The 26,636-nt window shown below is 65.9% G+C and carries 24 protein-coding genes; 11 read left to right on the forward strand and 13 right to left on the reverse strand.

The window, feature by feature from the left end:
* Positions 1-108 precede the first annotated feature (108 nt).
* Together AC2T4A_RS04580 and AC2T4A_RS04585 are read left to right on the forward strand one after the other, a co-directional pair.
* Positions 109-1,560 carry a TrkH family potassium uptake protein gene (locus tag AC2T4A_RS04580; protein WP_486742817.1) on the forward strand — a complete coding sequence of 484 codons (1,452 nt, stop codon included), beginning with the start codon at positions 109-111 and terminating at the stop codon, positions 1,558-1,560.
* Between the two features lie 47 nt (positions 1,561-1,607).
* Entirely contained in the window at positions 1,608-1,925 is a 318-nt protein-coding gene (locus tag AC2T4A_RS04585; RefSeq protein WP_486742818.1) for a tetratricopeptide repeat protein, read from the forward strand.
* Positions 1,926-2,053: 128 nt separating this feature from the next.
* On the opposite strand, the gene AC2T4A_RS04590 is transcribed toward AC2T4A_RS04585, so the two are convergent.
* From AC2T4A_RS04590 to ehuR, 9 genes are all read right to left on the reverse strand, one after another.
* Positions 2,054-3,433, reverse strand: coding sequence for an aminotransferase (locus AC2T4A_RS04590; protein ID WP_486742819.1), 1,380 nt, complete (start codon positions 3,431-3,433; stop codon positions 2,054-2,056).
* Positions 3,434-3,449: 16 nt separating this feature from the next.
* Positions 3,450-4,907: an NAD-dependent succinate-semialdehyde dehydrogenase gene (locus tag AC2T4A_RS04595; protein ID WP_486742820.1), complete on the reverse strand. Its 1,458-nt coding sequence runs from the start codon at positions 4,905-4,907 to the stop codon at positions 3,450-3,452.
* 134 nt (positions 4,908-5,041) lie between these two features.
* Positions 5,042-5,692: a 7-cyano-7-deazaguanine/7-aminomethyl-7-deazaguanine transporter gene (locus AC2T4A_RS04600; protein WP_416744101.1), complete on the reverse strand. Its 651-nt coding sequence runs from the start codon at positions 5,690-5,692 to the stop codon at positions 5,042-5,044.
* Between the two features lie 216 nt (positions 5,693-5,908).
* Positions 5,909-6,397: an Lrp/AsnC family transcriptional regulator gene (locus tag AC2T4A_RS04605; protein ID WP_478376926.1), complete on the reverse strand. Its 489-nt coding sequence runs from the start codon at positions 6,395-6,397 to the stop codon at positions 5,909-5,911.
* Positions 6,398-6,410: 13 nt separating this feature from the next.
* Entirely contained in the window at positions 6,411-7,427 is a 1,017-nt protein-coding gene (gene doeB, locus AC2T4A_RS04610) for a N(2)-acetyl-L-2,4-diaminobutanoate deacetylase DoeB (RefSeq protein WP_486742821.1), read from the reverse strand.
* 4 nt (positions 7,428-7,431) lie between these two features.
* Entirely contained in the window at positions 7,432-8,622 is a 1,191-nt protein-coding gene (doeA, locus tag AC2T4A_RS04615) for an ectoine hydrolase DoeA (RefSeq protein WP_486742822.1), read from the reverse strand.
* A 161-nt stretch (positions 8,623-8,783) separates the two neighbouring features.
* A complete protein-coding gene (locus AC2T4A_RS04620; RefSeq protein ID WP_416744108.1) occupies positions 8,784-9,776 on the reverse strand; it encodes a cyclodeaminase in 993 nt (330 codons plus the stop codon).
* Positions 9,769-10,743 (reverse strand): hydroxyectoine utilization dehydratase EutB, encoded by a 975-nt coding sequence (gene eutB / locus AC2T4A_RS04625; protein ID WP_486742823.1) that lies wholly within the window; start codon positions 10,741-10,743, stop codon positions 9,769-9,771. The genes AC2T4A_RS04620 and eutB overlap by 8 nt, the downstream gene beginning before the upstream one ends.
* 268 nt (positions 10,744-11,011) lie before the next feature.
* Complete coding sequence (ehuR, locus tag AC2T4A_RS04630; RefSeq protein WP_486742824.1) at positions 11,012-12,406, reverse strand: MocR-like ectoine utilization transcription factor EhuR; 1,395 nt, start codon at positions 12,404-12,406, stop codon at positions 11,012-11,014.
* A gap of 404 nt (positions 12,407-12,810) precedes the next feature.
* On the opposite strand from ehuR, the gene ehuB reads away from it, so the two are divergent.
* The 4 genes from ehuB (at position 12,811) to ehuA (ending at position 15,936) form a co-directional block, all read left to right on the forward strand.
* The gene (ehuB, locus tag AC2T4A_RS04635; RefSeq protein ID WP_416744113.1) at positions 12,811-13,665 is read left to right on the forward strand and encodes an ectoine/hydroxyectoine ABC transporter substrate-binding protein EhuB; all 855 of its coding nucleotides are present in this window, start codon (positions 12,811-12,813) and stop codon (positions 13,663-13,665) included.
* A gap of 77 nt (positions 13,666-13,742) precedes the next feature.
* The gene (ehuC, locus tag AC2T4A_RS04640; RefSeq protein WP_478376931.1) at positions 13,743-14,399 is read left to right on the forward strand and encodes an ectoine/hydroxyectoine ABC transporter permease subunit EhuC; all 657 of its coding nucleotides are present in this window, start codon (positions 13,743-13,745) and stop codon (positions 14,397-14,399) included.
* Positions 14,399-15,055 carry an ectoine/hydroxyectoine ABC transporter permease subunit EhuD gene (gene ehuD, locus AC2T4A_RS04645; protein ID WP_024765019.1) on the forward strand — a complete coding sequence of 219 codons (657 nt, stop codon included), beginning with the start codon at positions 14,399-14,401 and terminating at the stop codon, positions 15,053-15,055. Before ehuC ends, ehuD begins: the two co-directional genes overlap by 1 nt.
* A 56-nt stretch (positions 15,056-15,111) precedes the next feature.
* A complete protein-coding gene (gene ehuA / locus AC2T4A_RS04650; protein ID WP_416744386.1) occupies positions 15,112-15,936 on the forward strand; it encodes an ectoine/hydroxyectoine ABC transporter ATP-binding protein EhuA in 825 nt (274 codons plus the stop codon).
* Positions 15,937-16,057: 121 nt separating this feature from the next.
* On the opposite strand, the gene AC2T4A_RS04655 is transcribed toward ehuA, so the two are convergent.
* The 3 genes from AC2T4A_RS04655 to AC2T4A_RS04665 all read right to left on the reverse strand — a co-directional run bounded on the left by AC2T4A_RS04655 (position 16,058) and on the right by AC2T4A_RS04665 (position 18,777).
* The gene (locus AC2T4A_RS04655; RefSeq protein WP_416744117.1) at positions 16,058-16,324 is read right to left on the reverse strand and encodes a PilZ domain-containing protein; all 267 of its coding nucleotides are present in this window, start codon (positions 16,322-16,324) and stop codon (positions 16,058-16,060) included.
* Positions 16,325-16,381: 57 nt separating this feature from the next.
* Positions 16,382-17,695 carry an Nramp family divalent metal transporter gene (locus AC2T4A_RS04660; RefSeq protein ID WP_486742825.1) on the reverse strand — a complete coding sequence of 438 codons (1,314 nt, stop codon included), beginning with the start codon at positions 17,693-17,695 and terminating at the stop codon, positions 16,382-16,384.
* Positions 17,696-17,889: 194 nt separating this feature from the next.
* A complete protein-coding gene (locus AC2T4A_RS04665) occupies positions 17,890-18,777 on the reverse strand; it encodes a lysophospholipid acyltransferase (protein WP_486742826.1) in 888 nt (295 codons plus the stop codon).
* A 157-nt stretch (positions 18,778-18,934) separates the two neighbouring features.
* Between AC2T4A_RS04665 and AC2T4A_RS04670 the strand changes: the two genes are divergently transcribed.
* Together AC2T4A_RS04670 and xrtQ are read left to right on the forward strand one after the other, a co-directional pair.
* Positions 18,935-20,926 (forward strand): VIT and vWA domain-containing protein, encoded by a 1,992-nt coding sequence (locus tag AC2T4A_RS04670; protein WP_486742827.1) that lies wholly within the window; start codon positions 18,935-18,937, stop codon positions 20,924-20,926.
* Complete coding sequence (xrtQ, locus tag AC2T4A_RS04675; RefSeq protein ID WP_486742828.1) at positions 20,923-22,260, forward strand: exosortase Q; 1,338 nt, start codon at positions 20,923-20,925, stop codon at positions 22,258-22,260. The genes AC2T4A_RS04670 and xrtQ overlap by 4 nt, the downstream gene beginning before the upstream one ends.
* Here the strand turns inward: xrtQ and AC2T4A_RS04680 are convergent.
* Positions 22,257-22,811 (reverse strand): DNA-3-methyladenine glycosylase I, encoded by a 555-nt coding sequence (locus AC2T4A_RS04680; protein ID WP_416744125.1) that lies wholly within the window; start codon positions 22,809-22,811, stop codon positions 22,257-22,259. The two genes, xrtQ and AC2T4A_RS04680, sit on opposite strands and share 4 nt — an antisense overlap.
* Before the next feature lie 188 nt (positions 22,812-22,999).
* Between AC2T4A_RS04680 and glyQ the strand changes: the two genes are divergently transcribed.
* The 3 genes from glyQ (at position 23,000) to gmhB (ending at position 26,625) form a co-directional block, all read left to right on the forward strand.
* Complete coding sequence (glyQ, locus tag AC2T4A_RS04685) at positions 23,000-23,947, forward strand: glycine--tRNA ligase subunit alpha (protein ID WP_081518980.1); 948 nt, start codon at positions 23,000-23,002, stop codon at positions 23,945-23,947.
* On the forward strand, positions 23,947-26,001 hold the full coding sequence (glyS, locus tag AC2T4A_RS04690) for a glycine--tRNA ligase subunit beta (protein WP_486742829.1): 2,055 nt from the start codon (positions 23,947-23,949) through the stop codon (positions 25,999-26,001). The genes glyQ and glyS overlap by 1 nt, the downstream gene beginning before the upstream one ends.
* A 93-nt stretch (positions 26,002-26,094) precedes the next feature.
* The gene (gene gmhB, locus AC2T4A_RS04695) at positions 26,095-26,625 is read left to right on the forward strand and encodes a D-glycero-beta-D-manno-heptose 1,7-bisphosphate 7-phosphatase (RefSeq protein WP_486742830.1); all 531 of its coding nucleotides are present in this window, start codon (positions 26,095-26,097) and stop codon (positions 26,623-26,625) included.
* Positions 26,626-26,636 lie beyond the last annotated feature (11 nt).

Raw genomic sequence — 26,636 nt, forward strand, 5'->3', positions numbered from 1 at the left:
TGGCGGCCCTGATAGCTGATTCCGAGGCAGATTCAGACAGGTCCTACTGCGCCAACCAGCCGCCCCTGGCACCCTGCGCGACCTGTTCCAGCCGGCCTTCCTTCGGTCATGCGCTACTCCTCCATCGGTCGAATCCTCGGCGTGCTGCTGATGCTGTTCAGCGCCACGCACCTGCCACCCCTGCTCGTGGACCTTCATTACGCCGAGCGCTCCTGGCAGCCCTTCGCGCTGTCGTTCCTGGTCACGCTGCTGACCGGCTTCGCCATCTGGTGGCCGTGCCGCCAGCACAAGCAGGATCTGCGCATCCGCGACGGCTACCTGGTGACGGCGCTGTTCTGGATCGTGCTGGGCTCTTTCGGCGCGCTGCCCTTTGCCCTGTCGGACGCGCCGCACATGGGCGTGGTCGATTCGCTGTTCGAGTCCTTCTCCGGCCTCAGCACTACTGGCGCCACCGTGCTTACCGGGCTCGATGCGCTGCCCCACGCGATCCTCTACTACCGTCAGCAACTGCAGTGGCTGGGCGGCATGGGCATCGTGGTGCTGGCAGTGGCGGTGATGCCGATGCTGGGCATCGGCGGCATGCAGCTGTATCGCGCAGAAATGCCCGGCCCGCTGAAGGATCACAAGCTCTCGCCGCGGATTGCCGATACCGCCAAGACGCTCTGGTTCCTCTACTGCGGCCTGACCGCCGCCTGCGCGCTGGCGCACTGGGCGGCGGGGATGAATGCCTTCGACGCCATCGGCCACAGCTTCTCCACCATCGCCATCGGCGGCTTTTCCACCCACGACGCCAGCATCGGCTACTTCGACAGCCCGTTGATCGAGCTGATCTGCATGACCTTCCTGGTGATTTCCGGGATCAACTTCAGCCTGCACTTCCTTGCCTGGCGCCAGCGCAAGATCAGCCACTACCTGAAGGACCCGGAATGCCGGGCATACCTGGGCATTCTGCTGATGCTGTTCCTGATCACCGCGACCACGCTGATCCTCAAGCACCACTATGAGTCACCATTGCAAGCCATCCGCTACGCGGCGTTCATGGTGATCTCGGTGGCGACCACCACCGGCTTCGGCCTCGCCGACTTCAGCACCTGGCCAACCCTGCTGCCTTACCTGCTGCTCTACAGCACCTTCATCGGCGCCTGCGCCGGCTCCACCGGCGGCGGCATGAAGGTGATGCGCATGCTGCTGGTGTACCGCCAGGGCATGCGCGAATTCCTGCGGCTGTTGCACCCCAATGGAGTATTCCTGGTGAAGCTCGGACGGCGCACCGTCTCCGACCGCGTGGTGGAATCGGTATGGGCGTTCTTCTCGATCTACCTGCTGACCTTCGTGACCCTGATGCTGGTGCTGCTGGCGCTGGGGGTGGACCAGCTCACCGCCTTCTCCACGCTCGCCTCCTGCCTGAACAACCTGGGCCCGGCACTGGGCGATGCTGCCGCGCACTACGGCAACCTGCCGGCCAGCGCCAAGCTGGTGCTGAGCCTGGCGATGGTGCTCGGGCGGCTGGAAGTGTTCTCCCTGCTGATCCTGCTGACGCCCGCCTTCTGGCGCACTTGAAGCGGCCGTCTTGAGGCAGAATGGCGGCCTGCTGATGGAGGCTCGCCATGATCGATTCGCTGGAAAAGATGCTCGCCAAGGGCGTGGACAACTCGCTGCTGCGCTTCGGCCTGGGCAACGGCTATCTCGATGCCGGGGAGGCTGCCAAAGCCGCCGAACACCTGCGCCGCTGCGTGGAACAGGATCCCAAGTACTCCGCCGCCTGGAAGCTGCTGGGCAAGGCACTGCAGGCCGAAGGTGACCTCGAAGGCGCCCGCACCGCCTGGACCGACGGCCTGGCCGCCGCGCAGGCCCACGGCGACAAGCAGGCGGAGAAGGAAATGACGGTGTTCCTGCGCAAGCTGGACAAGACCAAGGGCGCCTAAGCGCCCTTGGTCATCTTGAGACAGAAGCCACCGGATGGGTAGGAGCGGACTCCGTCCGCGATGTGCCACCGGCCAGTTCGGAGCGGTCGGGAAACGATCGCGGACAGAGTCCGCTCCTACGCCAACCGTTACAGAATCTGCGCGGCCACCGCATCAACCGCATCCTTGGCGATGCCGACGATCTCGTCCGCCTCGGCGCGGGTCAGCACCAGCGGCGGGGCGAAGCCGAGAATGTCGCCATGGGGCATGGCGCGGGCGATCATGCCGCGCTCCAGGCAGGCCGCCGAGACCTTCGGGCCGACTTTCAGCGCCGGGTCGAACGGCGTGCGCGCCTCGCGATCGGCCATGAACTCCAGCGCCGCCAGCATGCCGTCGCCACGCACTTCGCCCACCAGCGAATGGCCCTCGAAAGTCTGGCGCAGCTGCTGGTTGAGGTAGCCGCCGACCTCCGCCGCATTGGCGGTGATGTTCTCCCGTTCGAGGATGTTCAGGTTGGCCAGCGCCGCTGCCGCGCAGATCGGGTGGCCGGAGTAGGTCCAGCCATGGCCCATGGCGCCTTCGCGGGTCGACGCGCTGTCGATCACGTCCCACACCTTTTCGCCGACGATCACCGCCGAGAGCGGCGCGTAGGCGCTGGTCAGGCCCTTGGCCGTGGTGATCAGATCCGGACGCATGCCATAGCGCTGGCAGCCCATCTTGTCGCCGACGCGGCCGAAGGCGCAGACCACTTCGTCGGCGATCAGCAGCACGTCGTACTTCGCCAGCACCGCCTGGATCGCCTCCCAGTAGCCCTTGGGCGGAACGATGATGCCTCCGGTGCCCATCACCGGCTCGCCGATGAAGGCGGCCACGCTGTCCGGACCTTCGGCGAGGATCAGGTTTTCCAGTTCTTGTGCGCAGTGGCGCACGAAGGTCGCCTCGTCCATGCCGGCCGGCGCCTTGTAGAAGTGTGGGCAGAGGGTGTGCTTCACACCTTCCACCGGCAGGTCGAAGTGCTGGTGGAAGCTCGCCAGCCCCGTGAGGCTGCCGGTGACGATCCCCGAGCCGTGGTAGCCGCGCTGGCGGGAGATGATCTTTTTCTTCTGCGGCCGGCCCAGCACGTTGTTGTAGTAGCGCACCAGCTTGACCTGGGTTTCATTGGCGTCGGAGCCGGAGAGGCCGTAGTAGACCTTCTTCATGCCGGCCGGCGCCCAGTCACGGATGATCCGCGCGGACAGCTCGACGATCGCCTCGGAAGAGTGCCCCACATAGGTGTGGTAGTAGGCCAGCTGCGTGGCCTGTGCATGGATCGCGTCGGCGACTTCGGTGCGGCCGTAGCCGATGTTCACGCAATACAGGCCGGCGAAGGCATCGAGCAGTTCGCGGCCCTGATGGTCGCGGATGCGCACCCCTGAAGCACCGGTGATGATCCGCCCCGGCAGCGCGCCGCTGGCGTGATCGTGGGCGTGGGTCGAAGGGTGCATGAAGTGCGCGCGGTCGTCTTCGAAAAGCTTGGCGTAGTCGGTCATGGCAGTGTTCTCCCGGTCAGATGGCGCCGTGGTGCAGGGCGAAGTATTTGGTTTCGACGAAGGGCTCGAAGCCTTCGCTGCCGCCTTCACGGCCCAGGCCAGAGGCCTTCATGCCGCCGAAGGGAATGGGGTGGCCGGTGAACTTGGCGCCGTTGACCGCCACCATGGCGAACTCCAGGCGCCGCATCAGCGGCCAGATGTGATCCAGGCGTTGCCCACAAAGGTAGGCGGCCAGGCCGTACTCGGTGTCGTTGGCCTGCCGGACGGCTTCGTCCAGATCGTCATACGCGCTGACGCCGGCAATCGGCGCGAAGTTTTCCTCGCGCCAGATGCGCATCTGCGGGGTGACGTCGGCCAGCACGGTCGGCTGATGGAACCAGCCGCCCAGCGCATGGGGTTCGCCGCCGGCGAGCAGCCGGGCGCCCTGGTCGATGGCGTCCTGTACACGCTCGCAGGTGATATCGAAGGCGCCCTGGTGCATCAGCGGGCCGATCTGGCTGCGCGAGTCGCTGGCCGGGCCGACGCGCAGTTCACGCACGGCGCGGGCAAAGCGCTGCAGGAAAGGTTCATAGAGTTCGCGGGCGACCAGGATGCGGTTGGCCGCGCAGCAGTCCTGCCCGGAGGTCTGGAACTTGGCGTCGATGGCGAACTTCACCGCCTGTTCCAGATCGGCGTCGGGCAGCACGATGAAGGGCGCGTTGCCGCCCAGCTCGAGGGCGACTTTTTTTACGTCCTGAGCAGCCGCTTGCAGAACGAGCTTCCCCACGCGGGTCGAGCCGGTGAAGCTCACGGCGCGCACGCGGCTATCGCCCACCAGGGTTTCCATGGCCATCTGCGGCTCGCCCAGTACCACGTTGAACACGCCGGCGGGGAAGCCGGCTTCTTCGGCCAGTTGCGCGAGGGCGAAGGCGGAGTAGGGCGTTTCGTGGGCCGGCTTGACCACCACGCTGCAGCCGGCAGCAAGGGCGGCGGCGGCCTTGCGGGTGATCATTGCCGAGGGGAAGTTCCACGGCGTGAGCAGCGCGGCGACACCCACCGGCTCGACCACCGTGCCCAGGTGCGCGTTGGGGATGTGGCTGGGGATGTTGCGGCCGTTCAGGCGGCGCGCTTCCTCGGCGAACCAGGGGATGAAGCTGGCAGCGTAGTCGATCTCGCCAAGGGCTTCGGCCAGCGGTTTGCCCTGCTCCAGGCTGAGAATCTGCGCCAGGTCATCGCGGTGCTGGCGGATCAGCTCGGCCCAGCGGCGCAGCAGCGCGCCACGGTCATCCAGGCTGCGTGCACGCCAGGCGGGAAAGGCGGCGGCGGCGGCATCGACAGCGCCGACGATCTGCTCGCGATCGAGCAGGGGCACATGGCCGATGGCTTCGCGGGTGGCGGGGTTGTCGACGGCGATACTGGCGCCGCTGGCGCTGTGCAGCCAATGGCCGTTCACGTAGCAGAGCGACTTGAACAGCAGGGGATGGACGTAAGACATGGCGGCGGCTCCTTGGCGGATGGCATGGGAACCATCCTAGGGGCCGCGGGCGCGCGGCTTTTTCCTAAGCGGGGGATGGCGGCGGCAAATCTTTTTGCAGTTCTGCCGCCGCTGTTGGGCTTTTTCGGGTGGGCTCAGATGGCCGCGGGTTGGCGCCGCAGATTGCGGGTAATGGCGCTGAGCAGCATGCCGTAGAGCGGCACGAAGAGCATCAGCATGACCGCCAGCTTCACGCCGTAGTCGACCCAGGCGATCTCCACCCAGTGCTCAGCCATGAAGGGGTTGTCGCTGTGCCAGAAGGCGATGGAGAAGAAGGTGAAGGTGTCCAGCAGGTTGCCGAACAGGGTCGAAACCACCGGGGCGATCCACCACTGGCGCATGCGGCGCAGGCGGTCGAAGACCTGGATGTCGAGAATCTGGCCGAACACATAGGCCAGGAAGCTGGCCAGGGATATCCGTGCGACGAACGTGTTGAATTCGCCCAGGGAAGCGAGGCCTCTGAAGGCACCTTCCTGGAAAATCACCGAGATCACGTAGGAAGCCAGCAGTGCCGGGATCATCACCCGTGCGATGACCAGCCGCGCCGGGCGCTTGCCGAGCAGGCGGACGGTGAGGTCGGTAGCCAGGAAGATGAACGGGAAGCTGAACGCGCCCCAGGTGGTGTGCCAGCCAAACAGGGTCATGGGCAGCTGCACCAGGTAGTTGCTGGCGATGATGATCAGGATGTGGAACGCGACCAGGCCGGCGAGTGCGCCGCGCCGAGCCGCCGGAAGGGATGCCGACATGCTTGGGCCTTTTTCGTCGATGGGGTGAGGGAACCCATGCCCGGCACCATGCCGAGCGGCGCGCATTGTATACGATCCGGACCCGGAAGTCAGGTTTTATTGCGCAATTTTTGTGCAGCTGCGAGGGCATGCGGATTCGTAGGAGCGGACTTCGTCCGCGATCGATTTCCCACCACTCCGAGCAACCCGGTTGCACATCGCGGACAGAGTCCGCTCCTACGCAGAGCCTGACTCCAGCGCCTCGGCGGGAATTGCCGCATCCAGCGTCTTGATCACCTTGGTGACGATGTAGGTGAAATACCGCTCGATCCCTACATCCTCCAGCAGCAACTGGTCGATGAAGCGCTGGTAGTGGTCGATGTCGCGCGCCTGGATCATCGCGATGTAGTCCACTCCGCCGCCGGTGGCGTAGCAGAAACCGACCTCCGGCGACTGCTGCAGGCGCTGCTCGAAGCGTTTCATGTCCTGCGCGGTGTGCCGCGCCAGGGTGATTTCCACCAGCACCTGCTGCTGTTTGAACAGCGCCGACCAATCGATCTGCGCGCGGTAGCCCTTGATCAGCCCGGCTTCCTCCAGCTTGCGCACGCGCTCCCAGGCCGGGCTGACCGAGAGGTTGATCGCCTCGGCCAGGCTCGACTTGGTGATGCGCCCATCGCCGGCGAGGATGCGCAGGATTTTCAGGTCGTAGCGGTCGAGCTTGATCATGACGGGCTCCCGTTCAGTTCAGTACCTCGGCGACCACGGCGAGGGTATCGCCGCTCTGCACCAGGCCGGGGAAATGCCGCGCAGCGAGGATGCCGCTGCGCTTGGCGCGGTATTCCACCGGAGCTGCGCCGGTGCGCAGCATGTCGTGCACCCGCGCCAGCACCTCGCCACGCTCAACCCTGTCACCCAGGTCGCGGCACATTTCCAGCAGACCGCCATGTTCGCTGGCGACGAAGCAGTCACCATCGGGCATGTCGAGCATCACCGACTTCGCCGGCTCGATTTCACCGCGCAGGATGCCGGCCTGCACCAGCAGGTTGCGCACGCCACGCCGGGCAATGGCCACGGTGCGCGCCGTGCTGCTGCCTCCGCCGCCCAGTTCGGTGGTGACGAACAGCTTGCCCTGCTCCTCGGCGGCGCTGTCGTACATGCCCACCGCGTCCAGCTCCAGCATGCGCATGGCGTAGGGCGCGGCGAAGGCGCGCATCAGCGCCTCGCTGGCTTCCTGCTGGGCCTTGTCCGGCAGCAGGTGGCAGGCGGCGAAGGGCAGGAAGTCGAGGGTGCGTCCGCCGGAATGGATATCCAGCACCACGTCCGCCAGCGGCAACAGGGTGCGCTGAAAGTAGTCGGCAATCTTCTGCGTCACCGTGCCATCGGGGCGGCCGGGGAAGCTGCGGTTGAGGTTGCCGGCATCGATGGGCGACGTGCGTTTGCCGGCGTGGAACGCCGGGGTGTTCATGAACGGCACGATGATCACCCGGCCGCGCACGTCCTCGGCGCGCAGCTCCTGGGCCAGGCGGCTGAGCGCCACCGGGCCTTCGTACTCGTCGCCATGGTTGCCGCCAGTGAGCAGCGCGGTGGGGCCGTCGCCGTTCCTCACCACGCAGATCGGGATCATCACCGCGCCCCAGGCCGAGTCGTCCCGCGAGTAGGGCAGCTTGAGGTGCCCGTGCTGCACGCCGTCGCGTTGGAAATCGACGCTGGCGCTGATCGGGTTTTCACGCAGATGTCTGTCGGAGGCCTGTGTCATCGCCTCACTCCTTCACGAAGAGCTGGCGCGGGTAGTCGCAGAAAGTCTCTACGCCGCGCTCGGTGATAAGGATGCTTTCGGTGATCTCCAGGCCCCAGTCGTCCATCCACAGTCCGGGCATGAAGTGGAAGGTCATTCCCGGCTGCAGCACGCTGTTGTCGCTAGGGCGCAGGCTCATGGTGCGTTCGCCCCAATCCGGCGGGTAGCTGATGCCGATGGGGTAGCCGCAGCGGCTGTCCTTGTGGATGCCGAACTTCTCCAGCACCCCGAAGAAGGCACGGGCGATATCGCCAGTGGTATTGCCCGGCTTCGCCGCGTCGAGGCCGGCAGCGATGCCTTCGACCACGGCTTTCTCCGCGTCGAGGAAATGCTGTGGCGGCTTGCCGAGAAAGACGGTGCGCGACAGCGGACAGTGGTAGCGCTTGTAGCAGCCGGCGATCTCGAAGAAGGTGCCGGCGCCGCGCTCGAAGGGCGTGTCGTCCCAGGTCAGGTGCGGCGCGCTGGCGTCGGCGCCGGTGGGCAGCAGCGGGACGATCGCCGGGTAGTCGCCGCCGAGGCCGTCGGCACCGAGGATGCCGGTGCTGTAGATCTCGGCGACCAGCTCGTTCTTGCGCATGCCCGGTTCGATGCGCTCGACGATGTGCGCGTGCATCTTCTCGACGATGCGCGCGGCGACGCGCATGTATTCGATCTCGCGCGGCGATTTGACCGCGCGCTGCCAGTTCACCAGCGCGGTGGCGTCGATGAATTTGGCGTTCGGCAGGTTCGCCTGCAGCGAACGGAAGGCGGCGGCGCTGAAGTAGTAATTGTCCATTTCCACGCCGATGGTCTTGCTTGCCCAGCCGCGCGCGGCGATGACCTCGCGGGACAGGTAGTCCATCGGGTGGCGCTCGGTGGACTGCACATAATGGTCCGGGTAGCCGACGATATTGTCCGCCTGCATGAACACGGTGCGCCGCGCGCCATTGGCGTCCTGGCCACGGCCGAACCAGACCGGCTCGCCGTCCAGCGCCAGCAGCACGCACTGGTGCACGTAGAAGGACCAGCCGTCGTAGCCGGTCAGCCAGGCCATGTTCGACGGATCGGTAACCAGCAGCAGTTCGATGCCGCGCTGGTGCATGCTGGCGCGGACCTTGGCGATCCGCTGGGCGTATTCCTCCCGGCTGAAGGGGAGGTTGACGACGATTTCGGACATGTGGAAATCCTCTTTCGGTTTTTGTTTTTTGTAGGAGCGAGGGGGACGCCTAGTTCTTGCTCGCGAACCCGCCCAGCGCAGGCGCTGCCGGAAATCTGTTCGCGAGCAAGCTCGCTCCTACAGGTGTTTCCCGGCTCTTCCCGCGAAGCGGGACGAATTTTTCAGCTGCTGAAGCGGAACCCCTTGCCCATCCGCTGCGCCCGCTGGAAGGCCAGGCCGGCGATGGCGGTGTCCTGCGCGCCGGTGCCGGTGAGATCGCAGAGGGTGATGTCCTCGGCGCGCTCGCGGCCCTGGCGCAGCCCGGCGATGACCTGGCCCAGTTCGGCGAAATCGGCATCGAGGCTGACGTTGCCGGCCGCCACCGCGTGGTGCAGTTCGCCCAGCACCAGGGTCTGGCTGAGGCGGTCGGCGACGTAGTGGTCGACGGCGGCCAGCGCTTGGGCGGCGATCTCGTTCTTGTGCTCGGCGTCCGAGCCCATGGCGGTGATATGCAGGCCGGGGCGCAGGTGTTTTTTCTGGATCAGCGGTTCGCGGCTGGGCGTGGTGGTGATGACGATGTCGGCGCCTTCCAGCGCTTCATCGACGCTGGCGCAAGGCGTGACCGCAATGCCCAGGCTGCCGCTCAGCTCTTGCGCGCATTGCCGCGCCTTGGCGATGTCCCGCGCCCAGACGCTGGCGCCTTCGACGGGGCGCACCAGGCACAGCGCCTTGAGTTGCAAACGCGCCTGTTCGCCGGCGCCGATCAACGCGACCTGGCGCGAATCCTCGCGGGCCAGCCACTTGGCGGCCACCGCACCAGCGCAGGCGGTGCGCACGGCGGTGAGGTAACCGTTGTCCAGCAGCAGCGCATCGAGCAGTCCGGTTTTCGAGGAGAGCAGCATCATCATGCCGTTGAGGCTGGGCAGGCCGAGCTTGGGGTTGTCGAAGAAGCCGGGGCTGACCTTGATGGCGAAGCGCGGCAGGCCGGGCAGGTAGGCGGTCTTCACGTCCACCTCACCGTTGTGCTCAGGCACGTCCAGGCGAAGGATCGGCGGCATCGCCACCGGCGCGGTGGCCAGCAGGCGGAAGGCCTGTTCGACGGCGTCGAGGCTCTCCCGGTCTATCGCCACGCAGGCGCGCAGGTCAGCTTCGCTGAGCAGGGTGACATCAGCCATGGGCGATTTCCTCAAGGACTTGTTGGTGTTGTTCGATGGCGATGTTGCGGCCGCTGACCACCACGACTACCGGGCCGACGGGAGCGATCAGGCCGTCCAGCAGCGCGGCGATGCCAACGGCGCCGGCGCCCTCCACCACCTGCCGTTCCTCGCGGTAGGCATGGCGGATGCCGGCGGCGATGGAGTGCTCGTCGAGCAGATGCAGTTGGTCGCAGTAGTCGCGGGCCAGGGCGAAGGTGTAGCGGTTATCCAGGCCGATGCCGCCGCCGAGGGAATCGGCCAGGGTCGGCAGTTCTTCCACTTCCACCGGGCGGCCGGCAGCGAGGCTGGCGGCCATGGCGGCGCCGCGCTGCATGCTGATGCCGTGCAGGCGGATGCTCGGGTCGACGTGCTTGAGTGCCAGCGCCACGCCGCTGAACAGGCCGCCGCCGGAGAGCGGGACCAGGACCTGGCGGACGTCCGGCAGCTGTTCGAGGATTTCCAGGCCGAGGGTGCCCTGGCCGGCGATGATCTGCGGGTGATCGAAGGGCGGTAGCAGCGCGGCACCCTGCTCGCGCGCAATGCGTTCAGCTTCCGCCTGGGCGTCGTCCTGGCTGTGGCCGACGATGCGCACTTCGGCGCCCAGTTCGCGGATCGCCTGGACCTTGTTCGCCGGCACCCGTTGCGACAGGCAGATGGTGGCGTGCACGCCGAGCATGCGCGCGGCATGGGCCAGTGCTCGACCATGGTTGCCGGTGGAAGCGGCGACGACGCCTTTGGCTTTTTGCTCATCGCTGAGTTGGGCGATCGCATTGCTGGCGCCGCGCAGCTTGAAACTGCCGGTGATCTGCTGCGATTCGAGCTTCAGGTACACCGGCGCGCCGAGCAGGCGCGACAGGCTGGGCGAATGCTCCAGCGGCGTCTGTCGTACCAGGCCCTGGATGCGCTGGCGTGCGCGGTACAGCTCGACGAAAGGAATCGGCTCCATCTCGGCCTCCGGGGAATGCAGTGGGGCCGAGTGTAGGGGTGGGAAATTGTCGCGATGAATGTACTAGGACGATGTAGTCGTCAGCGGTGATTTCCGCATGTCGGGGCGCAAGAGCCGAGAGCTTTCGTAGGGCGGGGAAAGGGTTGAGGTCCGCGCGGAATGTTTCAGGTAGGAGCGAGCTTGCTCGCGAACCCGCCCAACGTCAGAGCCGACCGGGAGTCCGCTTCGCGAGCAAGCTCGCTCCTACAAAAAAGCCACCTGTTCAGCGTTAGAAATCGTGGATCTTCGGGTACTGCCCGAACAGCTCGCGCATGTCCTCCAGCGCCGAGCCCAGGCGCTCGTCGCTGCATTCCGCGCCCATGCACAGACGCACCGCGCGAGGCCTGGGCGTGCCGCGCACCATGAAGGGATCGGGCGGTGTCACGGCGATATGCCGATGGCGCAGCTCGCGCACCAGGCTGTCGAGCTCCCAGTGTTCCGGAATGCCAATCCACGCGCTCAATGAATGCGGATCACAGCCACGCAGGTACTCGCCCAGATGCTCGCGCACCAACCCCTGGCGCTTCTCCAGCACCTGGCGCTGCAGGCCGATCAGCACCTGGGCGTTGCCGTTGCGAATCCACCGCGAGGCAACTTCCGCCAGCAGCGGCGTGGCCATCCAGCTGTTCACCCGCAGGATGCTCTCGGTGCGCAGCGCTAGCCGGCGCGGCATCGCCAGGTAACCAATGCGCAAGCCGGTCAGCACGCTCTTGGTGAAGCTGGTGCAGTAGAACGACAGGTCCGGCAGGTAGTGGCTCAGCGGCGGCGGGCGGCGCTCGCCGAGCAGCGGGCCGTAGACGTCGTCTTCGATCACGTGCACGCCGTAGCGCTGGGCGATGGCGGCGATCTCGCGGCGGCGCGCGTCGGGCATCAGGCAGGAGGTCGGGTTGTTCAGGTTGGGCGTACAGACCAGCGCGGTGATGCGCTCGTTCGCGCAGAGGTCTTCGAAGTGCTCGGGGTCGATGCCCTGCTTGTCGATCTCCACGCCCTTGAGGGTAAAGCCGAGCACCTGGGAATTGCCGATCACGCCGTGGTCGGTGAGCTGTTCGCAGAGCACCACGTCGTCCGGCCCGGCCAGCGAGGCAAGGGCGAGGAAGATGCCGTGGGCCGCGCCGTTGGTGATCAACACGTCATCGCGCTCGCGCTGCAGGCCGAGCTGCGCCAGCCACTGCACACCGGCGTCACGGTGCGTGTCGAAGCCGGCGACCGGGCGACAGGCACGCATCCACGGCTGGTCGGTTTCCTGCGCCAGCGCGCGGCAGGTGTCCTGCCACAGGCGGTCATGCTCGCGGGTGCGGACGATGCTGGCGATGGAAAAATCCACCAGTGCGCGTTCGGGGTGATCGACCATGTAGTGGGCCATGCCCTCGGTCATCCGCCGTGAGACGAAACTGCCGCGCCCCACCTCGCAACGCACCAGGCCCTGGCGCTCCAGCTCCTTGTAGGCGTTGGTCACGGTCTGCACGCTGATGCCCAGGCCATCGGCGACGTGGCGCTGCGGCGGCAGGCGCTGGCCGTCGCTCAGGCGGCCCTGCTCGATGTCGCCGGCAATGGCCTGCACCAATGTCTTGTACTTGGATTCGCCGACCCTCAGGTCGGCCAGCGCACGACGCCAGGCTTCCATCTTCAGACTCCGTCTGGTCAGGGGTGCAGAGTGACCGACCAGCACACCGGCGGCAATTGTCCTAGTGCAATGTTGATAAAGAAGTGGCTTGCGTATGCTCGGGCACAAGACATCGAGTGCTACACCGGGCCGCATTGTCAGGCCCGCGCAGAAAAAACCGCCGGATGCGTTCGTCGCGACGGTGGCTTTTTCCCGCCGCGGGGCTGTCGATCGGTAAGAGCCGCAAGGCGCCCGGCCTTAGTCTGGCGTCGAGCTGATCGCCCGTCCCGGCGAGAGCGCCGAGAGAACTTCGGAAGGCCCCCCAGGGCCCGACCTACAAGAACAACAGTCGTACGACATTGCTACCTGCCATCCAGCGCCGCGCGCCAACCGCGTTCGGCAAGAGAAGATCAGGAGATCCGAAGATGAGTACCGCCCCTGTTTTCCTGCGCCGCCTGAGCCTCGCCTGTACCCTCATCGCCTGCGCCGTCGCCAGCGCCGGCAGCTATGCCGAAACCACCCTGGAACGCATCAAGAGTAGCGGCACCGTGCGCATCGGCTACGCCAACGAAGCGCCGTTCGCCTTTACCGAAACCTCCGGCAAGGTCACCGGTGAATCCCCGGAAATCGCCACGCAGATCTTCACCAAGATGGGCGTGAAAAAGATCGAGCCGGTGCTCACCGAATGGGGCGCGCTGATCCCCGGTCTGCGCGCCGGGCGCTTCGATGTGATTGCCGCCGGCATGTACATCACCCCGCCGCGTTGCCAGCAGGTGATCTTTACCGACCCGCACTACCAGATTCCCGACAGCTTGCTGGTGAAGAAGGGCAACCCGAAGAACCTGCACAGCTACGCCGACGTGAAGAACAACCCGGAGGTGAAGCTGGCGATCATGTCCGGCACCGCCGAGATGGGCTACGCCCGCGCCGAAGGTGTGGCGGAAGAGCAGATCGTCCAGGTGCCCGACACCACCGCGCAGCTGCAGGCCGTACGCGCCGGCCGCGCCGACGCCAGCGTCGGCACCGCGCTGACCATGAAGGGCCTGGCCGCCAAGGGCGGTGACTCGGTGGAAGCCATCGCCGACTTCAAGGATGACCCTTCGCATATCGGCTACGGCGCCCTGGCCTTCCGCCCGGAAGACAAAGACCTGCGCGACGCGGTGAACCAGCAGCTCAAGGGCTGGCTGGGCGGCGCCGAGCACCTGGCAACGGTGAAACCGTTCGGCTTCGACAAGTCCAACGTCACCGACAAGACCGCCGCCGAGCTCTGCAAACAGTGACCGGCACGGGCGCGCGCCTGCCCTAGGCCGCGCTCGGTGGGCCGCTCCGTGGAATCTGTCGTTACGGGATGCGCATCATGGGTGAATTGCTTCCACTGCTGCTGGAGGGCGCATGGGTCACTGTCCAGGTGACTGTCTTCGGCTCCCTGCTGGCGGTCGCCGCCGCCATTCTCGCCGCGCTTGGCCGGCTCGCACCGTGGCCGGCGGTGCGCTGGCTGGCGATCGGCTACATCGAGCTGTTCCGCGGCACTTCGCTGCTGGTGCAGCTGTTCTGGTTGTACTTCGTACTGCCGCTGCCGCCGTTCAACCTGGAGATGAGCGCCTACAGCGTGGCGATCATCGGCCTGGGCCTGCACATCGGCGCCTACGGCGCGGAAGTGATGCGCGGCGCCATCGGATCGGTACCCAAGGGGCAATACGAGGCGGCGCTGGCGCTGAACATGACGCCGCTGACGCGCTTCCGCCGGATCATCCTGCCGCAGGCGCTGCTCTGCGCGATTCCACCGGGCACCAACCTGCTGATCGAGTTGCTGAAGAACACCTCGCTGGTGTCGCTGATCACCCTGTCGGACCTGACCTTCCGCGCGCGCCAGTTGGACCAGGCGACCTTCGAGACCATGAAAATCTTCGCCCTCACCCTGGTGCTGTATTTCGTCATGGCCCAGGTCATCGTCTTCCTCATGCGGCGCCTGGAGCGCTGGCTGGGGCACGGCCGCATCCACGGAGGCCTGTGATGAAACTCTTCGACTGGGATTTCGCCTGGCAGATTCTGCCGCAACTGCTGCACGCCTCGCTGCGCACCATTGCCATCACCCTGGTGGGCTTCGCCCTGGCGGTGGTGTTCGGCCTGCTCTTCGCCATCGCCCGGCGCAGCCGGCACGCGTGGCTGTCATGGCCGGCGGCCTGGCTGATCGAATTCATCCGCAGCACGCCGCTGCTGATCCAGGTGTATTTCCTGTTCTACGTGCTGCCGCTCTACGGGCTGAGCATGACCGCGCTGGTGGCCGGCACCCTGGGCATCGCCCTGCACTATGCCTGCTACACCGCCGAGGTCTACCGCGCCGGCCTGGAGGCGGTGCCGCGCGGGCAGTGGGAGGCGGTTACCGCACTGAACTTCTCGCCCTTCAAGGCCTACCGCGAGGTGATCCTGCCCCAGGCCATCCGCCCGGTGCTGCCAGCACTGGGCAACTACCTGATCGCCATGTTCAAGGACACCCCGGTGCTCTCGGCGATCACGGTGGTGGAAATCATGCAGCAGGCGAAGAACATCGGCTCCGACAGCTTCCGCTACCTGGAACCGATCACCCTGGTCGGGGTGTTCTTCCTGCTCATCTCCATCAGCCTGGCCAGCGTCGTGCGCCAGGTGGAAAAACGCACGGCGCTGCCATGACTGATTCTTCCGGAGGAAAACCGATGACTGTTCACTCCCTGCAAGCTGCTGGGCCGATGTCCCCTCGCGTGGCCACCCAGGATGCGCCCGCCGCGCGCGCCGAGACCGCCCAACCCATGGTCAGCTTCCGCAACGTGTGCAAGAGCTACGGCAGTTTCAGCGTGCTCAAGGACCTCAATCTGGAAGTGGGCGCCAACGAGAAGGTCGCCATCATCGGCCCCAGCGGCTCGGGCAAGTCCACCCTGCTCCGCGCGCTGATGACCCTGGAGACCATCGACAGCGGCCTGATCGAAGTCGATGGCGAACCGCTGACCCACCTCAAGCGCAACGATTCGCTGGTGCGCGCGCCGGAAAGCCACGTGCGCAAGGTGCGCAGCAAGATCGGCATGGTGTTCCAGTGCTTCAACCTGTTCCCGCACATGAGCGCGCTGCGCAATGTGATGGAGGCGCCGGTGCAGGTGCTCGGCATGCGCCGCAATGAAGCCCGCGAACGCGCGGTGGAACTGCTGGAAATGGTCGGCCTGGGCAACAAGCTCGACCACTATCCCTCACAGCTCTCCGGCGGCCAGCAGCAACGCGTGGCCATCGCCCGCGCACTGGCGATGCGGCCCAAGGTGATGCTGTTCGACGAGGTGACCTCGGCGCTCGACCCGGAGCTGTGCGGCGAGGTGCTCAACGTGGTGCGCAAGCTCGGCGCCGAGCACAACCTGACCATGCTCATGGTCACCCACCAGATGGGCTTCGCCCGCGAATTCGCCGATCGGGTGTGCTTCTTCCACCAGGGCAATATCCTCGAACAGGGCAGCCCGCAACAGTTCTTCGGCAACCCGAAGCATGAACGGACAAGGGCTTTCCTGAGTGCGGTGAACGAGGCGAATTGATGGATTCGGAGGCTTTTCCTCACCTGTAGGAGCGAGCTTGCTCGCGAACCCGGCCCCCGCAGCGGGATGTGTTCGCGAGCAAGCTCGCTCCTACAGAATGCAGTTCGCAGTGCAGCAAAGCTCAGGCGTTACCGACGAAGCGGAATCCCGCGCCCTCGGCGTCGGTGCGCATCACTTCCATCTCCAGGATCGGTGCATCGAAGGGCATGTCCTGCACCTGGCCGGTAACCCGAGTGCCGGCAGGCAATGCGGCGAGCACTTCGTGACGAACGTAGACGCCGCCGTCGGAGAGATCACGGGTATGGCCGAACACGTCGCCGAAGTCGGGATGGCTGATCCTGATCCGGCACTTCATCGGGGTACGCGGGTATTGCCGTTGGTTCGACATGAATGGCATCCGTCCTGAATGTCAGCGCACTAATGGGCCTCAAACCCATCGGTCAGGTCAAGCCAGCAGTTGCGCGAGCAGCCAGAGATTGGCGGCGCTGATGACGCAGAACAAGGTCCAGGCCAGTACGCGGGTGAACAGGCTGTTGACGAACTCGCCCATCAGCGCGCGATCGCTGGTAAAGCGGATCAGCGGCCAGAGCGCGAAGGGCAGTTGCAGGCTGAGCACCACCTGGCTGAGCACCAGCAGCTTGCCGATTGCCTTGTCACCCAGCATCACCACGCCGATCAGCGCCGGGATCAACGCCAGCGCGCGGGTGATCAGCCGGCGCTGCCAGCAGGGAATCTTCATCTGCAGGAAGCCTTCCATGATCACCTGCCCGGCGATGGTACCGGTGAAGGTCGAACTCTGCCCGGAGGCGAGCAGCGCAACACCAAACAGGATCGCCGCCAGGCCAGTGCCCACCAGCGGTTCGAGCAGGCGGTAGGCGTCCTGGATTTCGGTGACGCCGGTATGGCCGGTCTCGTGGAAGGCCGCGGCGGCGAGGATCAGGATAGCGGCGTTGATCAGCAGCGCGAGGCTCAGCGAGACCACGGTGTCGATGCGCGTCAGGCGGATCGCAGCGGCCTTGCCGTTGCTGCCGCTGACCTGCCGTGTCTGCACGATGGAAGAGTGCAGGTAGAGGTTGTGCGGCATCACCGTGGCGCCGAGGATGCCGATCGCCAGGTACAGCGGCTCGCGCTGGGTGACCGCGTCCCAGCTGGGCAGGAAGCCGGCGGCGACGTCGGGCCAGTAGGGTTTGATGAGGATCAGCTCGACCAGGTAGCAGCCGCTGATGGTGATGATCAGGCCGAGCATGATCGCTTCCAGGTGGCGGAAGCGCTGGCCCTTCAGGCCAAGCACGATGAGCGTGTCGAAGGCGGTGAGGATCACGCCGGTGACCAGGTCGACGCCCAGCAACAGGTGGAAGGCGAGGGCGCAGCCGAGCACTTCGGCGAGGTCCGTGGCGACGATCGAGAGTTCTGCCAGCAGCCATTGCAGGCGCGCACCGCCCAGCCTGTAGCGGCTGCGCGAAAGCTGCGCCAGGTCCTGCCCGGTGACGATGCCCAGGCGCATTGCCAGGCACTGCAGGACCATGCCCGCGAGGCTGGAGAGCAACACCACGAACAGCAACTGGTAGCCGAAGCCCGAGCCGGCTTCGATGGCGGTGGCCCAGTTGCCCGGGTCCATGTAGCCGATGGAGACCAGCAGGCCGGGGCCGGCGAACTGCAGGATGCGCTTCCACAAGGGCGCGCTGGCCGCGACCTGGATGCTGCCTTTGACTTCCGAGGGACAGAACGGCGCGGTGGCGGTGGTCGGCAGGCCGAGCATGGGAGTTATTCCTGGCTTATGAGCAGACGACGCTGATGTATGGAAACAAAGCTGTTTCGGGAGCCGCCGGCATAAGCGCTGCCTCGGCCGGTTCGCGAGCAAGCTCGCTCCTACGAAGAGCACGTCGGCGCGGGCCTGCAGGAGCGGGCTTGCTCGCGAACCGCATCAGGCCGGCAACACCGTCACGGATGGATTCAGTACCAGCGAGCCTCGCCTTCCGGCCGCTTCTTGAAGCGCTTCATGGTCCACATGTACTGGCTGGGATAGGCACGCACGTACTTGGCCAGCTCGCGGCTGAGTGCGGCGACCGACACTTCCATGTCCTTGTCGTACATGTCCGCCGGCGCGGCTTCCAGGATCACCTTGTAGCCGCTGCCATCGGGCAGGCGCACGGCATGGAAGAACACGCCACGGGCCTTGCCGCGTGACAACAGCGAGGGTACGAACTTGCTGGTCAGCGCGGTGGTGCCCAGGTACGGTACGAACAGGCCCGCGCCCAGGTCCGGCTCCGGGTCGCAGGGAATGCCGACGCAACCGCCATTCTTCACTTCCTTGATCACGCTCTTGATGCCTTCGGGCGTCGACGGCGCGACACGGTTGCCCAGCTGCACGCGCTGCTTCTTCAACAGATCGTCCACCGCCTTGAGCTTCGGCGGGCGGTAGAAAATGATCGGCTTGGCGTAGGAGCAGTAGAAGTGGTTGAGCACTTCCCAGTTGCCCAGGTGGCTGGTGATGCCGACCAGGCCGTCGCCGGAGGCCAGCGCTTCTTCCAGCACCTCCATGCCTTCGACTTCACGGATGTACTGCAGCGACTTCTGCGGTGACCACATCCAGGCGCAGGCGCTTTCGGTCAGCGTGCGGCCGATGTCCATCAGGCTCTGGCCGACGAGTTTCTCCAGCTCGGCTGCGGACAGCTCGGGAAAGCAATGCGACAGGTTGATCCGCACGATCTCGCGGGAGCGGTTGGGCAGCTTCCACATCAGCCAGCCAATGCCCGCGCCCAATGCGCCCACCGCGCGCCACGGCAGCATGGCGAACAACCGCAGGAAGCCCACCACCAGTGCGCCCTTGAATTTCTCCACGGAAAACTCCTTCAAGCAGATGGCGGCCATTGTAGCCGCTCGCGCCGGCATTTCGGGCGCCATCGAGGCTCCACACAATCTCCACCCAGCGAGCACATTGCGCCCACGGCGCGCGCGCAACCTGCGGCCATTCGATCCACAGGCCCGGAGGCCCGCGATGCGTACCCCAACCTTCCTTGCACGGCTGTGCTGCCTGCTGCTGGCAACAAGCGCCAGCCTGGCGGCGCTGGCTGCCGACGACCGTCCTGCCAGCGATAGCAGCGCCAGTCCCTACTTCTTCGTCGAGAACGCCGATGCATCCGTCGACGCCTTGCCGCTCAAGGCGACTCGCGTAGATGCCCGCGTGCTGGGCAATATCGCCGAAGTCACGGTGACCCAGGAATACCGCAACCAGGGCAAGACACCGCTGGAGGCGCGTTACGTCTTCCCCGCCTCGACCCGCGCCGCCGTCCATGGAATGAGCGTGCGCCTGGGCGAGCGGGTGATCCAGGCGCAGATCCGCGAGAAGCAGAAGGCCCAGGCCGAGTACCAGCAGGCCAGGAGCGCAGGCAAGACCGCCGCGTTGCTGGAGCAGGAGCGCGAGAACGTGTTCCAGATGAACGTCGCCAACATCCTGCCCGGCGACGTGGTGCAGGTGGAGTTGCGCTACAGCGAACTGCTGGTGCCCACCGACGGGCGCTACCAATTCGTCTTCCCCAGCGTGGTCGGCCCGCGCTACAACGGCAAAGGCACTTCCGGTACCGGCAACCAGCCCTGGATTTCGACGCCCTACCTGCAACAGGGCCAAGCCTCAGACACGCAATTCGCCCTGCAAGTGGAGTTACTGGCGCCGGTGCAGATCGGCGAGATCGCGTCGCCCTCGCACCCTGTCGACATCCAGCGCCACGGCCAGCGCGCCAGCATCCATCTCGCGACCGACGAGACCGCCGGCAACAACCGCGACTTCATCCTCGACTACCGTCTGGGCGGCGACCAGGTGCAAAGCGGCCTGCTGCTGTCGCGCGGCGCACAGGAGAACTTCTTCCTCGCCATGGTCGCGCCGCCGCGCGCGCCGGATGCCAGGCTCATCGTGCCGCGCGACTATGTGTTCATCGTCGACGTGTCCGGCTCCATGAATGGCTTCCCACTGGACACCACCAAGGCATTGCTGCGCGACCTGATCGGCCGCCTGCGCCCAAGCGACACCTTCAACCTGCTGCTGTTCTCCGGCGACAACCGCAAGCTCGCCGACACTTCCCTGGCGGCCACGCCGGCCAACATCCGCCGCGCCACCGACATGCTCGACGGCGAGCAGGGCGCAGGCGGTACCGAGCTGATGCCAGCCCTGCGCGACGCGCTGGCGATGCCCACCGACCCGGAGCGTTCGCGCAGTTTCGTGGTGATCACCGACGGCTTCGTCACCGTGGAAAGCAGCGCCTACCAACTGGTGCGCGAGAACCTGAACAAGGCCAACCTGTTTGCCTTCGGCATCGGCACCTCGGTGAACCGCAGCCTTATCGAAGGCCTGGCGCGGGCAGGGCAGGGCGAGCCCTTCATCGTCACTGACAGGACATCGGCCGGCCAGCAGGCCGAGCGCCTGCGGCGCATGATCGACAGCCCGCTGCTGCAAGGTATTCACGCGAGCTTCGAAGGGCTGGAGGTCTACGATGTCGAGCCCCGGCAACTGCCCGACCTCTTCGCCAACCGTCCGCTGGTGCTGTTCGGCAAATGGAAAGGCGAGCCACGCGGCGAACTGCGCCTCGACGCCCACGCTGCCGATGGCCCATTCCAGGTACGGCTGCCGATCAGCGCCGACAACTTCACTGACAATGGCGGTGCGCTCGCCCACCTGTGGGCACGCCAACGCCTCGCCTCCCTGATGGACCAGGAGGCGTTGGACGGTGGCTTCGAGTTCAGCTCGCAGATCCTTGATCTCGGCCTGAAGTACCAGCTGCTGACGCCTTACACCTCGTTCATCGCCGTCGACCAGCAGGTGCGCAATCCCGATCCGCAGGCGAGCAGGACAGTCAATCAACCACTGCCGCTGCCCCAGGGCGTGAGCAACAGCGCTGTCGGCAGCAACGTGCCCGGCACACCGGAGCCAGGCGTGTGGACCATGTTGCTGCTGGCCGCGCTGGGCGGCTGGTGGTGGCGGAGGAAGGCTGCATGATCCGTCGTCTGCCCGGCTGGAGCTGGCTGCTGTTCGCCGCGCTGGCGGCCTGGCCGAGCTGGCTGTGGGCGGCGCGGCGGCTCGGTGATGGCTCGGATGATCCGCTGGGGATCATCGCGCTGGCGGCGCTCGGGCTGCTGCTCTGGCGCGACCGCCTCAGCCTGCTCACGCAACCGCGACTGCGCTGGCTGGGTGGTGCAGCGGTGCTGCTGATCGTCGGCGCGCTTTCCCAATCGATCCTGCCGCCACTGCTGCGCGGGCTGCTCTCGGTGCTGGCGCTGCTGCTGGTGATACACAGTCTGCGCGCCCCCGGCCAACCCTGGCTGGCCGGGCTGGGGTTGGGCGTACTGTCGCTGCCGTTGCTGTCTTCGCTGCAGTTCTTCGTCGGCTACCCGCTGCGGGTGATCACCGCCGAGGTCAGCGCCTGGCTGCTGCGCCTCGGCCCCTGGACGGTGGAGCGGCAGGGCAGTGCGCTGCTGATCGATGGCCAGTCGGTGATGGTCGATGCACCCTGCTCGGGTATCCAGATGGCCTGGGTCGGCTACTTCACTGCCTGCTTGCTGGCGGCCTGGCAGCGGCTGCCGGACCGTCTCTTGCTGCGCCGCTTGCCGCTGGTGGGCATGCTGGTGCTGGGCGGCAATATCCTGCGCAACACCCTGCTGGTCTGGGGCGAAAGCGGGGCGAGCGGGCTTCCCGGCTGGGCGCACGAAGGTGTTGGCTTGCTGGTGTTCGCGGCGGTGTGCGGGATGATTCTGCGGGTGATCGGGCGGGGTTCGTTCGAGGTGCCGGCGCTGGGCCAATCGGCGTGCCTGCCGGCATCCGCAAGCATCCAGGGAATCGTGCTGAGCGCCTTGCTGCTGGCGATGATCTGGCCGCTGCTAGGGTCGCCGAGCGCTTCCGCGCGGGTGAGCGCACCTCACGAATGGCCCACGCAGTTCGAAGGTCGTCTGTTGCGGCCGCTGGCGCTGTCAGCGGTGGAGCAACGCTTCGCCGTAGACTTTCCCGGCCAGCTCGGCCGTTTCACCGATGGCCAGCGCAGCATCGTGCTGCGCCAGGTGTTGCAGCCGACACGCAAGCTGCATCCGGCCGAAGACTGCTTCCGCGCCATCGGCTATCGCATCGAGCAGACACAACTGCGCAAGCGCGTGGCAGCCGAGGGTTTGCAGCGTTGCTTCATCGTCACACGCGGCGGCGTGAAGCTGCAGGTCTGCGATTACATCGAGGACGCCAACGGACAGTCCTTCTCCGATACCTCGGCCTGGTACTGGTCAGCGCTCGCCGGTCGCTCCAGAGGGCCGTGGCTGGCCGTCACCCTGGCCAGGGCATTGCCCTAGGCGCGAGTCAGCTCAGCGTAACGGTCGCAGTCGACGGTGTGGTCCATCACCATGCCGGTGGCCTGCATGAAGGCGTAACAGATGGTCGGGCCGACGAAGTTGAAACCGGCCTTGCGCAGCGCCTTGCTCATGGCCTCCGCCTCCGGCGTCACCGCCGGCACCTGGCCGCGTTCGCTGAAGTGGTTGACCTTGGGCTGGCCGCCGACGAAGGACCAGAGGAATTTCACCGGGTCCTCCAGCTTCAGCCAGGCCTGGGCGTTCTGCCGCGCCGCCTTGAGCTTGGCAAAGTTGCGGATGATGCCCGGGTCCTGCATGCGCTCCTCGATCTCTTCGTCGGTCATGCGTGCCAGGCGCTCGGGGTCGAAGCCGAACAGCACCTCGCGGTAGCGTTCGCGCTTCTTCAGCACGGTAATCCACGACAAGCCCGCCTGGGCGCCTTCGAGGATGATCATCTCGAACAGTGCACGGGGATCGCGCTGGGGCACGCCCCATTCGGCATCGTGGTAGGCGATGTACAGCGGGTCGTCGTTACACCAGAAGCAGCGGGGCATGGCGGTCGTCCTGACAGGGAAAGTCCGACTATAGACAATCCACTGTATGAAAATACAGTCATCGGTGGATTTTCCTGTCGATTCGTGAACTTCCGCCGGGCGCCTGGAAAGCGCTGTGAGGCCCAAGCCGTAAGCGCCTTGGGGTATACTGCCGGGTTTTAGTCGCATATCCAGCACAGGTGAAATTCGTGAGCCAGACTACGCCCGCCGTGCCCACCTTCCAGGACCTGATCCTCGCCCTGCAAAAATACTGGGCCGATCAGGGCTGTGTGGTGCTGCAGCCCTACGACATGGAAGTAGGCGCCGGCACCTTCCACACCGCCACCTTCCTCCGCGCCGTGGGCCCGGAAACCTGGAACGCGGCGTACGTGCAACCCAGCCGCCGCCCTACTGACGGCCGCTACGGCGAGAACCCCAACCGCCTGCAGCACTACTACCAGTTCCAGGTGGTCCTCAAGCCCAACCCGGAAAACTTCCAGGAGCTGTACCTGGGCTCGCTGCAAGCCATCGGCATCGACCCGCTGGTGCACGACATCCGTTTCGTCGAGGACAACTGGGAATCGCCGACCCTCGGCGCCTGGGGCCTGGGCTGGGAAATCTGGCTGAACGGCATGGAAGTCACCCAGTTCACCTACTTCCAGCAAGTGGGCGGCATCGAGTGCTACCCGGTCACCGGTGAGATCACCTACGGCCTGGAACGCCTGGCCATGTACATCCAGGGCGTCGACTCGGTGTACGACCTGGTCTGGGCCGACGGCCCGTTCGGCAAGGTCACCTACGGCGATGTGTTCCACCAGAACGAAGTGGAACAGTCGACCTACAACTTCGAGCACGCCAACGTCGAGAAGCTGTTCGAGCTGTTCGACTTCTACGAAAGCGAAGCCAACCGCCTGATCGAGCTGCAGCTGCCGCTGCCGACCTACGAGATGGTCCTCAAGGCCTCGCACACCTTCAACCTGCTGGACGCCCGCCGCGCCATCTCGGTAACCGAGCGTCAGCGCTACATCCTGCGCGTGCGCACCCTGGCCCGCGCCGTGGCGCAGAGCTACCTGCAGGCCCGCGCCCGCCTCGGCTTCCCGATGGCCACCCCCGCATTGCGTGACGAAGTACTGGCCAAGCTGAAGGAGGCCGAATAATGAGCGCGAAGGATTTCCTCGTCGAACTGGGCACCGAAGAGCTGCCACCCAAGGCACTGAAAAGCCTCGGTGAGGCCTTCCTGGCCGGCATCGAGAAAGGCCTGAAGGCCGCCGGCCTGACCTACGCCGCTGCGCGCTGCTACGCCGCGCCGCGTCGCCTGGCCGTGCAGATCGACCAACTCGCCGTGCAGCAGCCCGACCGTACTGTGAACCTCGACGGCCCGCCGCTGCAGGCTGCCTTCGACGCCAGCGGCAACCCGACCCAGGCCGCCCTGGGCTTCGCCAAGAAGTGTGGCGTTGACCTGGAACAGATCGACAAGAGTGGCCCGAAGCTGAAATTCAGCCAGACCATCGCCGGCCAGCCGGCCGTTGGCCTGCTGCCGGGCATCGTCGAGACCTCGCTGAATGAGCTGCCGATTCCCAAGCGCATGCGTTGGGCTGCTCGCCGCGAAGAGTTCGTGCGACCGACCCAGTGGCTGGTGATGCTGTTCGGCGATGACGTTGTCGACTGCGAAATCCTCACCAAGAAAGCCGGCCGTGAATCCCGCGGCCACCGCTTCCACAATCCGGCCAACGTGCGCATCTCTGCACCGGCCAACTACCTGGAAGACCTGCGCAGCGCCCACGTGCTGGCCGACTTCGCCGAGCGCCGCGAGATCATCGCCAAGCGCGTCGCCGAACTGGCCGCCGAGCAGAAGGGTAGCGCGATCGTCCCCGCCGACCTGCTGGACGAAGTAACCGCGCTGGTCGAATGGCCGGTGCCGCTGGTGTGCTCCTTCGAGGAGCGTTTCCTCGCCGTGCCGCAGGAAGCCCTGATCACCACCATGCAGGACAACCAGAAGTACTTCTGCCTGCTGGACGCCAACGGCAAGCTGCTGCCGCGCTTCATCACCGTGGCCAACGTCGAGAGCAAGGCACCGGAGCAAATCATTTCCGGCAACGAGAAGGTCGTGCGCCCACGCCTGACCGACGCCGAGTTCTTCTTCAAGCAGGACCAGAAGCAGCCGCTGGAGGCCTTCAACGACCGCCTGAAGAACGTGGTGTTCCAGGCCCAGCTCGGCACCGTGTACGAGAAGGCCGAGCGTGTCTCCAAGCTGGCCGCCTACATTGCCGAGCGCATTGGCGGTGACGCGAGCAACGCCGCCCGCGCCGGCATCCTGTCCAAGTGCGACCTGGCCACCGAAATGGTCGGCGAGTTCCCGGAAATGCAGGGCATCGCCGGTTACTACTACGCCACCGCCGGTGGCGAGGCCAAGGACGTCGCCCTGGCTCTGAACGAACAGTACATGCCGCGTGGAGCCGGCGCCGAACTGCCAGGCACCCTGACCGGTGCCGCGGTGGCCGTGGCCGACAAGCTCGACACACTGGCCGGCATCTTCGGTATCGGCATGCTCCCCACCGGCAGCAAGGACCCGTACGCCCTGCGCCGTGCCGCCCTGGGCGTGCTGCGCATCCTCATCGAGAAGCAACTGGACCTGGACCTCGCCGACGCCATTGGCGTGGCCGTAGCCCAGTACGGCGACAAGGTGAAGGCCGAAAACCTGTCCGAACAGGTGCAAGACTTCGTCTTCGACCGCCTGCGTGCTCGCTACGAGGATGAGGGCGTGGACGTCGCCGTGTATCAGGCCGTGCGCGCGCTCAAGCCGACCGCTCCGCTGGACTTCGACCAGCGCGTACAAGCGGTGCAGGCCTTCCGTCAGTTGCCTGAAGCAGCCGCCCTGGCCGCCGCCAACAAGCGCGTGTCGAACATCCTGGCCAAAGCCGAAGGCGAGGTACCTGCCGCCGTCAACGCCGGTCTGTTCGCCGAGACCGCCGAGAAGGCCCTTGGCAGCGCCGTGGCGAACGCCGAGGCGGAAGTAGCCCCGCTGGCCGCGGCTCGCGATTATCGCGCCGCCCTGGCCCAGCTGGCGGCCCTGCGCACGCCGGTCGACGCCTTCTTCGAGGAAGTGCTGGTCAACGCGGACGACAGCGCCGTGAAGGCCAATCGGTACGCGTTGCTGGCCAAGCTGCGCGGGCTGTTCCTCGGCGTCGCCGATATCTCGCTGCTGGGCTGATGCCCACCTGAAAGCCGGGAGTTCGCAACGGTTCGCCGTCATGAACTCCCGGCTTTTTCATTTCCGACTCATGAAGCCCTGACATATCCCAGCATGAAGCTACTGATCCTCGACCGCGACGGCGTCATCAACCAGGACTCTGACGCCTACATCAAATCCCTCGACGAGTGGATTCCGATCCCCAGCGCGATCGCAGCTATTGCCCGCCTGAGCAAGGCCGGCTGGACCGTTGCGGTGGCCACCAACCAGTCAGGCATCGCCCGGGGCTACTACGACCTGGCCACCCTGGAAAGCATGCACCAGCGCCTGCGCGAACTGGTGGCGGAGCAGGGCGGTGAACTCGGGCTGGTCGTGTACTGCCCGCATGGTCCCGACGAGGGCTGCGACTGCCGCAAGCCGAAACCCGGTATGCTGCTGCAGATCGCCCAGCACTATGGCGCGCAATTGCGTGGCACCTGGTTCGTTGGTGACAGCCGGGGTGACCTGGACGCCGCGCTGGCCGTCGATTGTCAGCCCGTGTTGGTAAAAACCGGCAAAGGCGAGCGAACCCTGACCAAACCGTTGCCCGAAGGCACGCTGGTATTCGACGATCTGGCGGCAGTTGCCGACCAACTTCTTTCCTGAGGACCCATCCC

Source organism: Pseudomonas sp. PVC-3-1 (assembly GCF_057444315.1).

Excerpts from the sequence above, each read along its gene's own strand:
- AC2T4A_RS04580 (WP_486742817.1), top strand. The coding sequence starts at position 109 with ATGCGCTACTCCTCCATCGGTCGAATCCTCGGCGTGCTGCTGATGCTG.
- AC2T4A_RS04585 (WP_486742818.1), top strand. The coding sequence starts at position 1,608 with ATGATCGATTCGCTGGAAAAGATGCTCGCCAAGGGCGTGGACAACTCG.
- AC2T4A_RS04590 (WP_486742819.1), bottom strand. The coding sequence starts at position 3,433 with ATGACCGACTACGCCAAGCTTTTCGAAGACGACCGCGCGCACTTCATG.
- AC2T4A_RS04595 (WP_486742820.1), bottom strand. The coding sequence starts at position 4,907 with ATGTCTTACGTCCATCCCCTGCTGTTCAAGTCGCTCTGCTACGTGAAC.
- AC2T4A_RS04600 (WP_416744101.1), bottom strand. The coding sequence starts at position 5,692 with ATGTCGGCATCCCTTCCGGCGGCTCGGCGCGGCGCACTCGCCGGCCTG.
- AC2T4A_RS04605 (WP_478376926.1), bottom strand. The coding sequence starts at position 6,397 with ATGATCAAGCTCGACCGCTACGACCTGAAAATCCTGCGCATCCTCGCC.
- doeB (WP_486742821.1), bottom strand. The coding sequence starts at position 7,427 with ATGACACAGGCCTCCGACAGACATCTGCGTGAAAACCCGATCAGCGCC.
- doeA (WP_486742822.1), bottom strand. The coding sequence starts at position 8,622 with ATGTCCGAAATCGTCGTCAACCTCCCCTTCAGCCGGGAGGAATACGCC.
- AC2T4A_RS04620 (WP_416744108.1), bottom strand. The coding sequence starts at position 9,776 with ATGGCTGATGTCACCCTGCTCAGCGAAGCTGACCTGCGCGCCTGCGTG.
- eutB (WP_486742823.1), bottom strand. The coding sequence starts at position 10,743 with ATGGAGCCGATTCCTTTCGTCGAGCTGTACCGCGCACGCCAGCGCATC.
- ehuR (WP_486742824.1), bottom strand. The coding sequence starts at position 12,406 with ATGGAAGCCTGGCGTCGTGCGCTGGCCGACCTGAGGGTCGGCGAATCC.
- ehuB (WP_416744113.1), top strand. The coding sequence starts at position 12,811 with ATGAGTACCGCCCCTGTTTTCCTGCGCCGCCTGAGCCTCGCCTGTACC.
- ehuC (WP_478376931.1), top strand. The coding sequence starts at position 13,743 with ATGGGTGAATTGCTTCCACTGCTGCTGGAGGGCGCATGGGTCACTGTC.
- ehuD (WP_024765019.1), top strand. The coding sequence starts at position 14,399 with ATGAAACTCTTCGACTGGGATTTCGCCTGGCAGATTCTGCCGCAACTG.
- ehuA (WP_416744386.1), top strand. The coding sequence starts at position 15,112 with ATGTCCCCTCGCGTGGCCACCCAGGATGCGCCCGCCGCGCGCGCCGAG.
- AC2T4A_RS04655 (WP_416744117.1), bottom strand. The coding sequence starts at position 16,324 with ATGTCGAACCAACGGCAATACCCGCGTACCCCGATGAAGTGCCGGATC.
- AC2T4A_RS04660 (WP_486742825.1), bottom strand. The coding sequence starts at position 17,695 with ATGCTCGGCCTGCCGACCACCGCCACCGCGCCGTTCTGTCCCTCGGAA.
- AC2T4A_RS04670 (WP_486742827.1), top strand. The coding sequence starts at position 18,935 with ATGCGTACCCCAACCTTCCTTGCACGGCTGTGCTGCCTGCTGCTGGCA.
- xrtQ (WP_486742828.1), top strand. The coding sequence starts at position 20,923 with ATGATCCGTCGTCTGCCCGGCTGGAGCTGGCTGCTGTTCGCCGCGCTG.
- AC2T4A_RS04680 (WP_416744125.1), bottom strand. The coding sequence starts at position 22,811 with ATGCCCCGCTGCTTCTGGTGTAACGACGACCCGCTGTACATCGCCTAC.
- glyS (WP_486742829.1), top strand. The coding sequence starts at position 23,947 with ATGAGCGCGAAGGATTTCCTCGTCGAACTGGGCACCGAAGAGCTGCCA.
- gmhB (WP_486742830.1), top strand. The coding sequence starts at position 26,095 with ATGAAGCTACTGATCCTCGACCGCGACGGCGTCATCAACCAGGACTCT.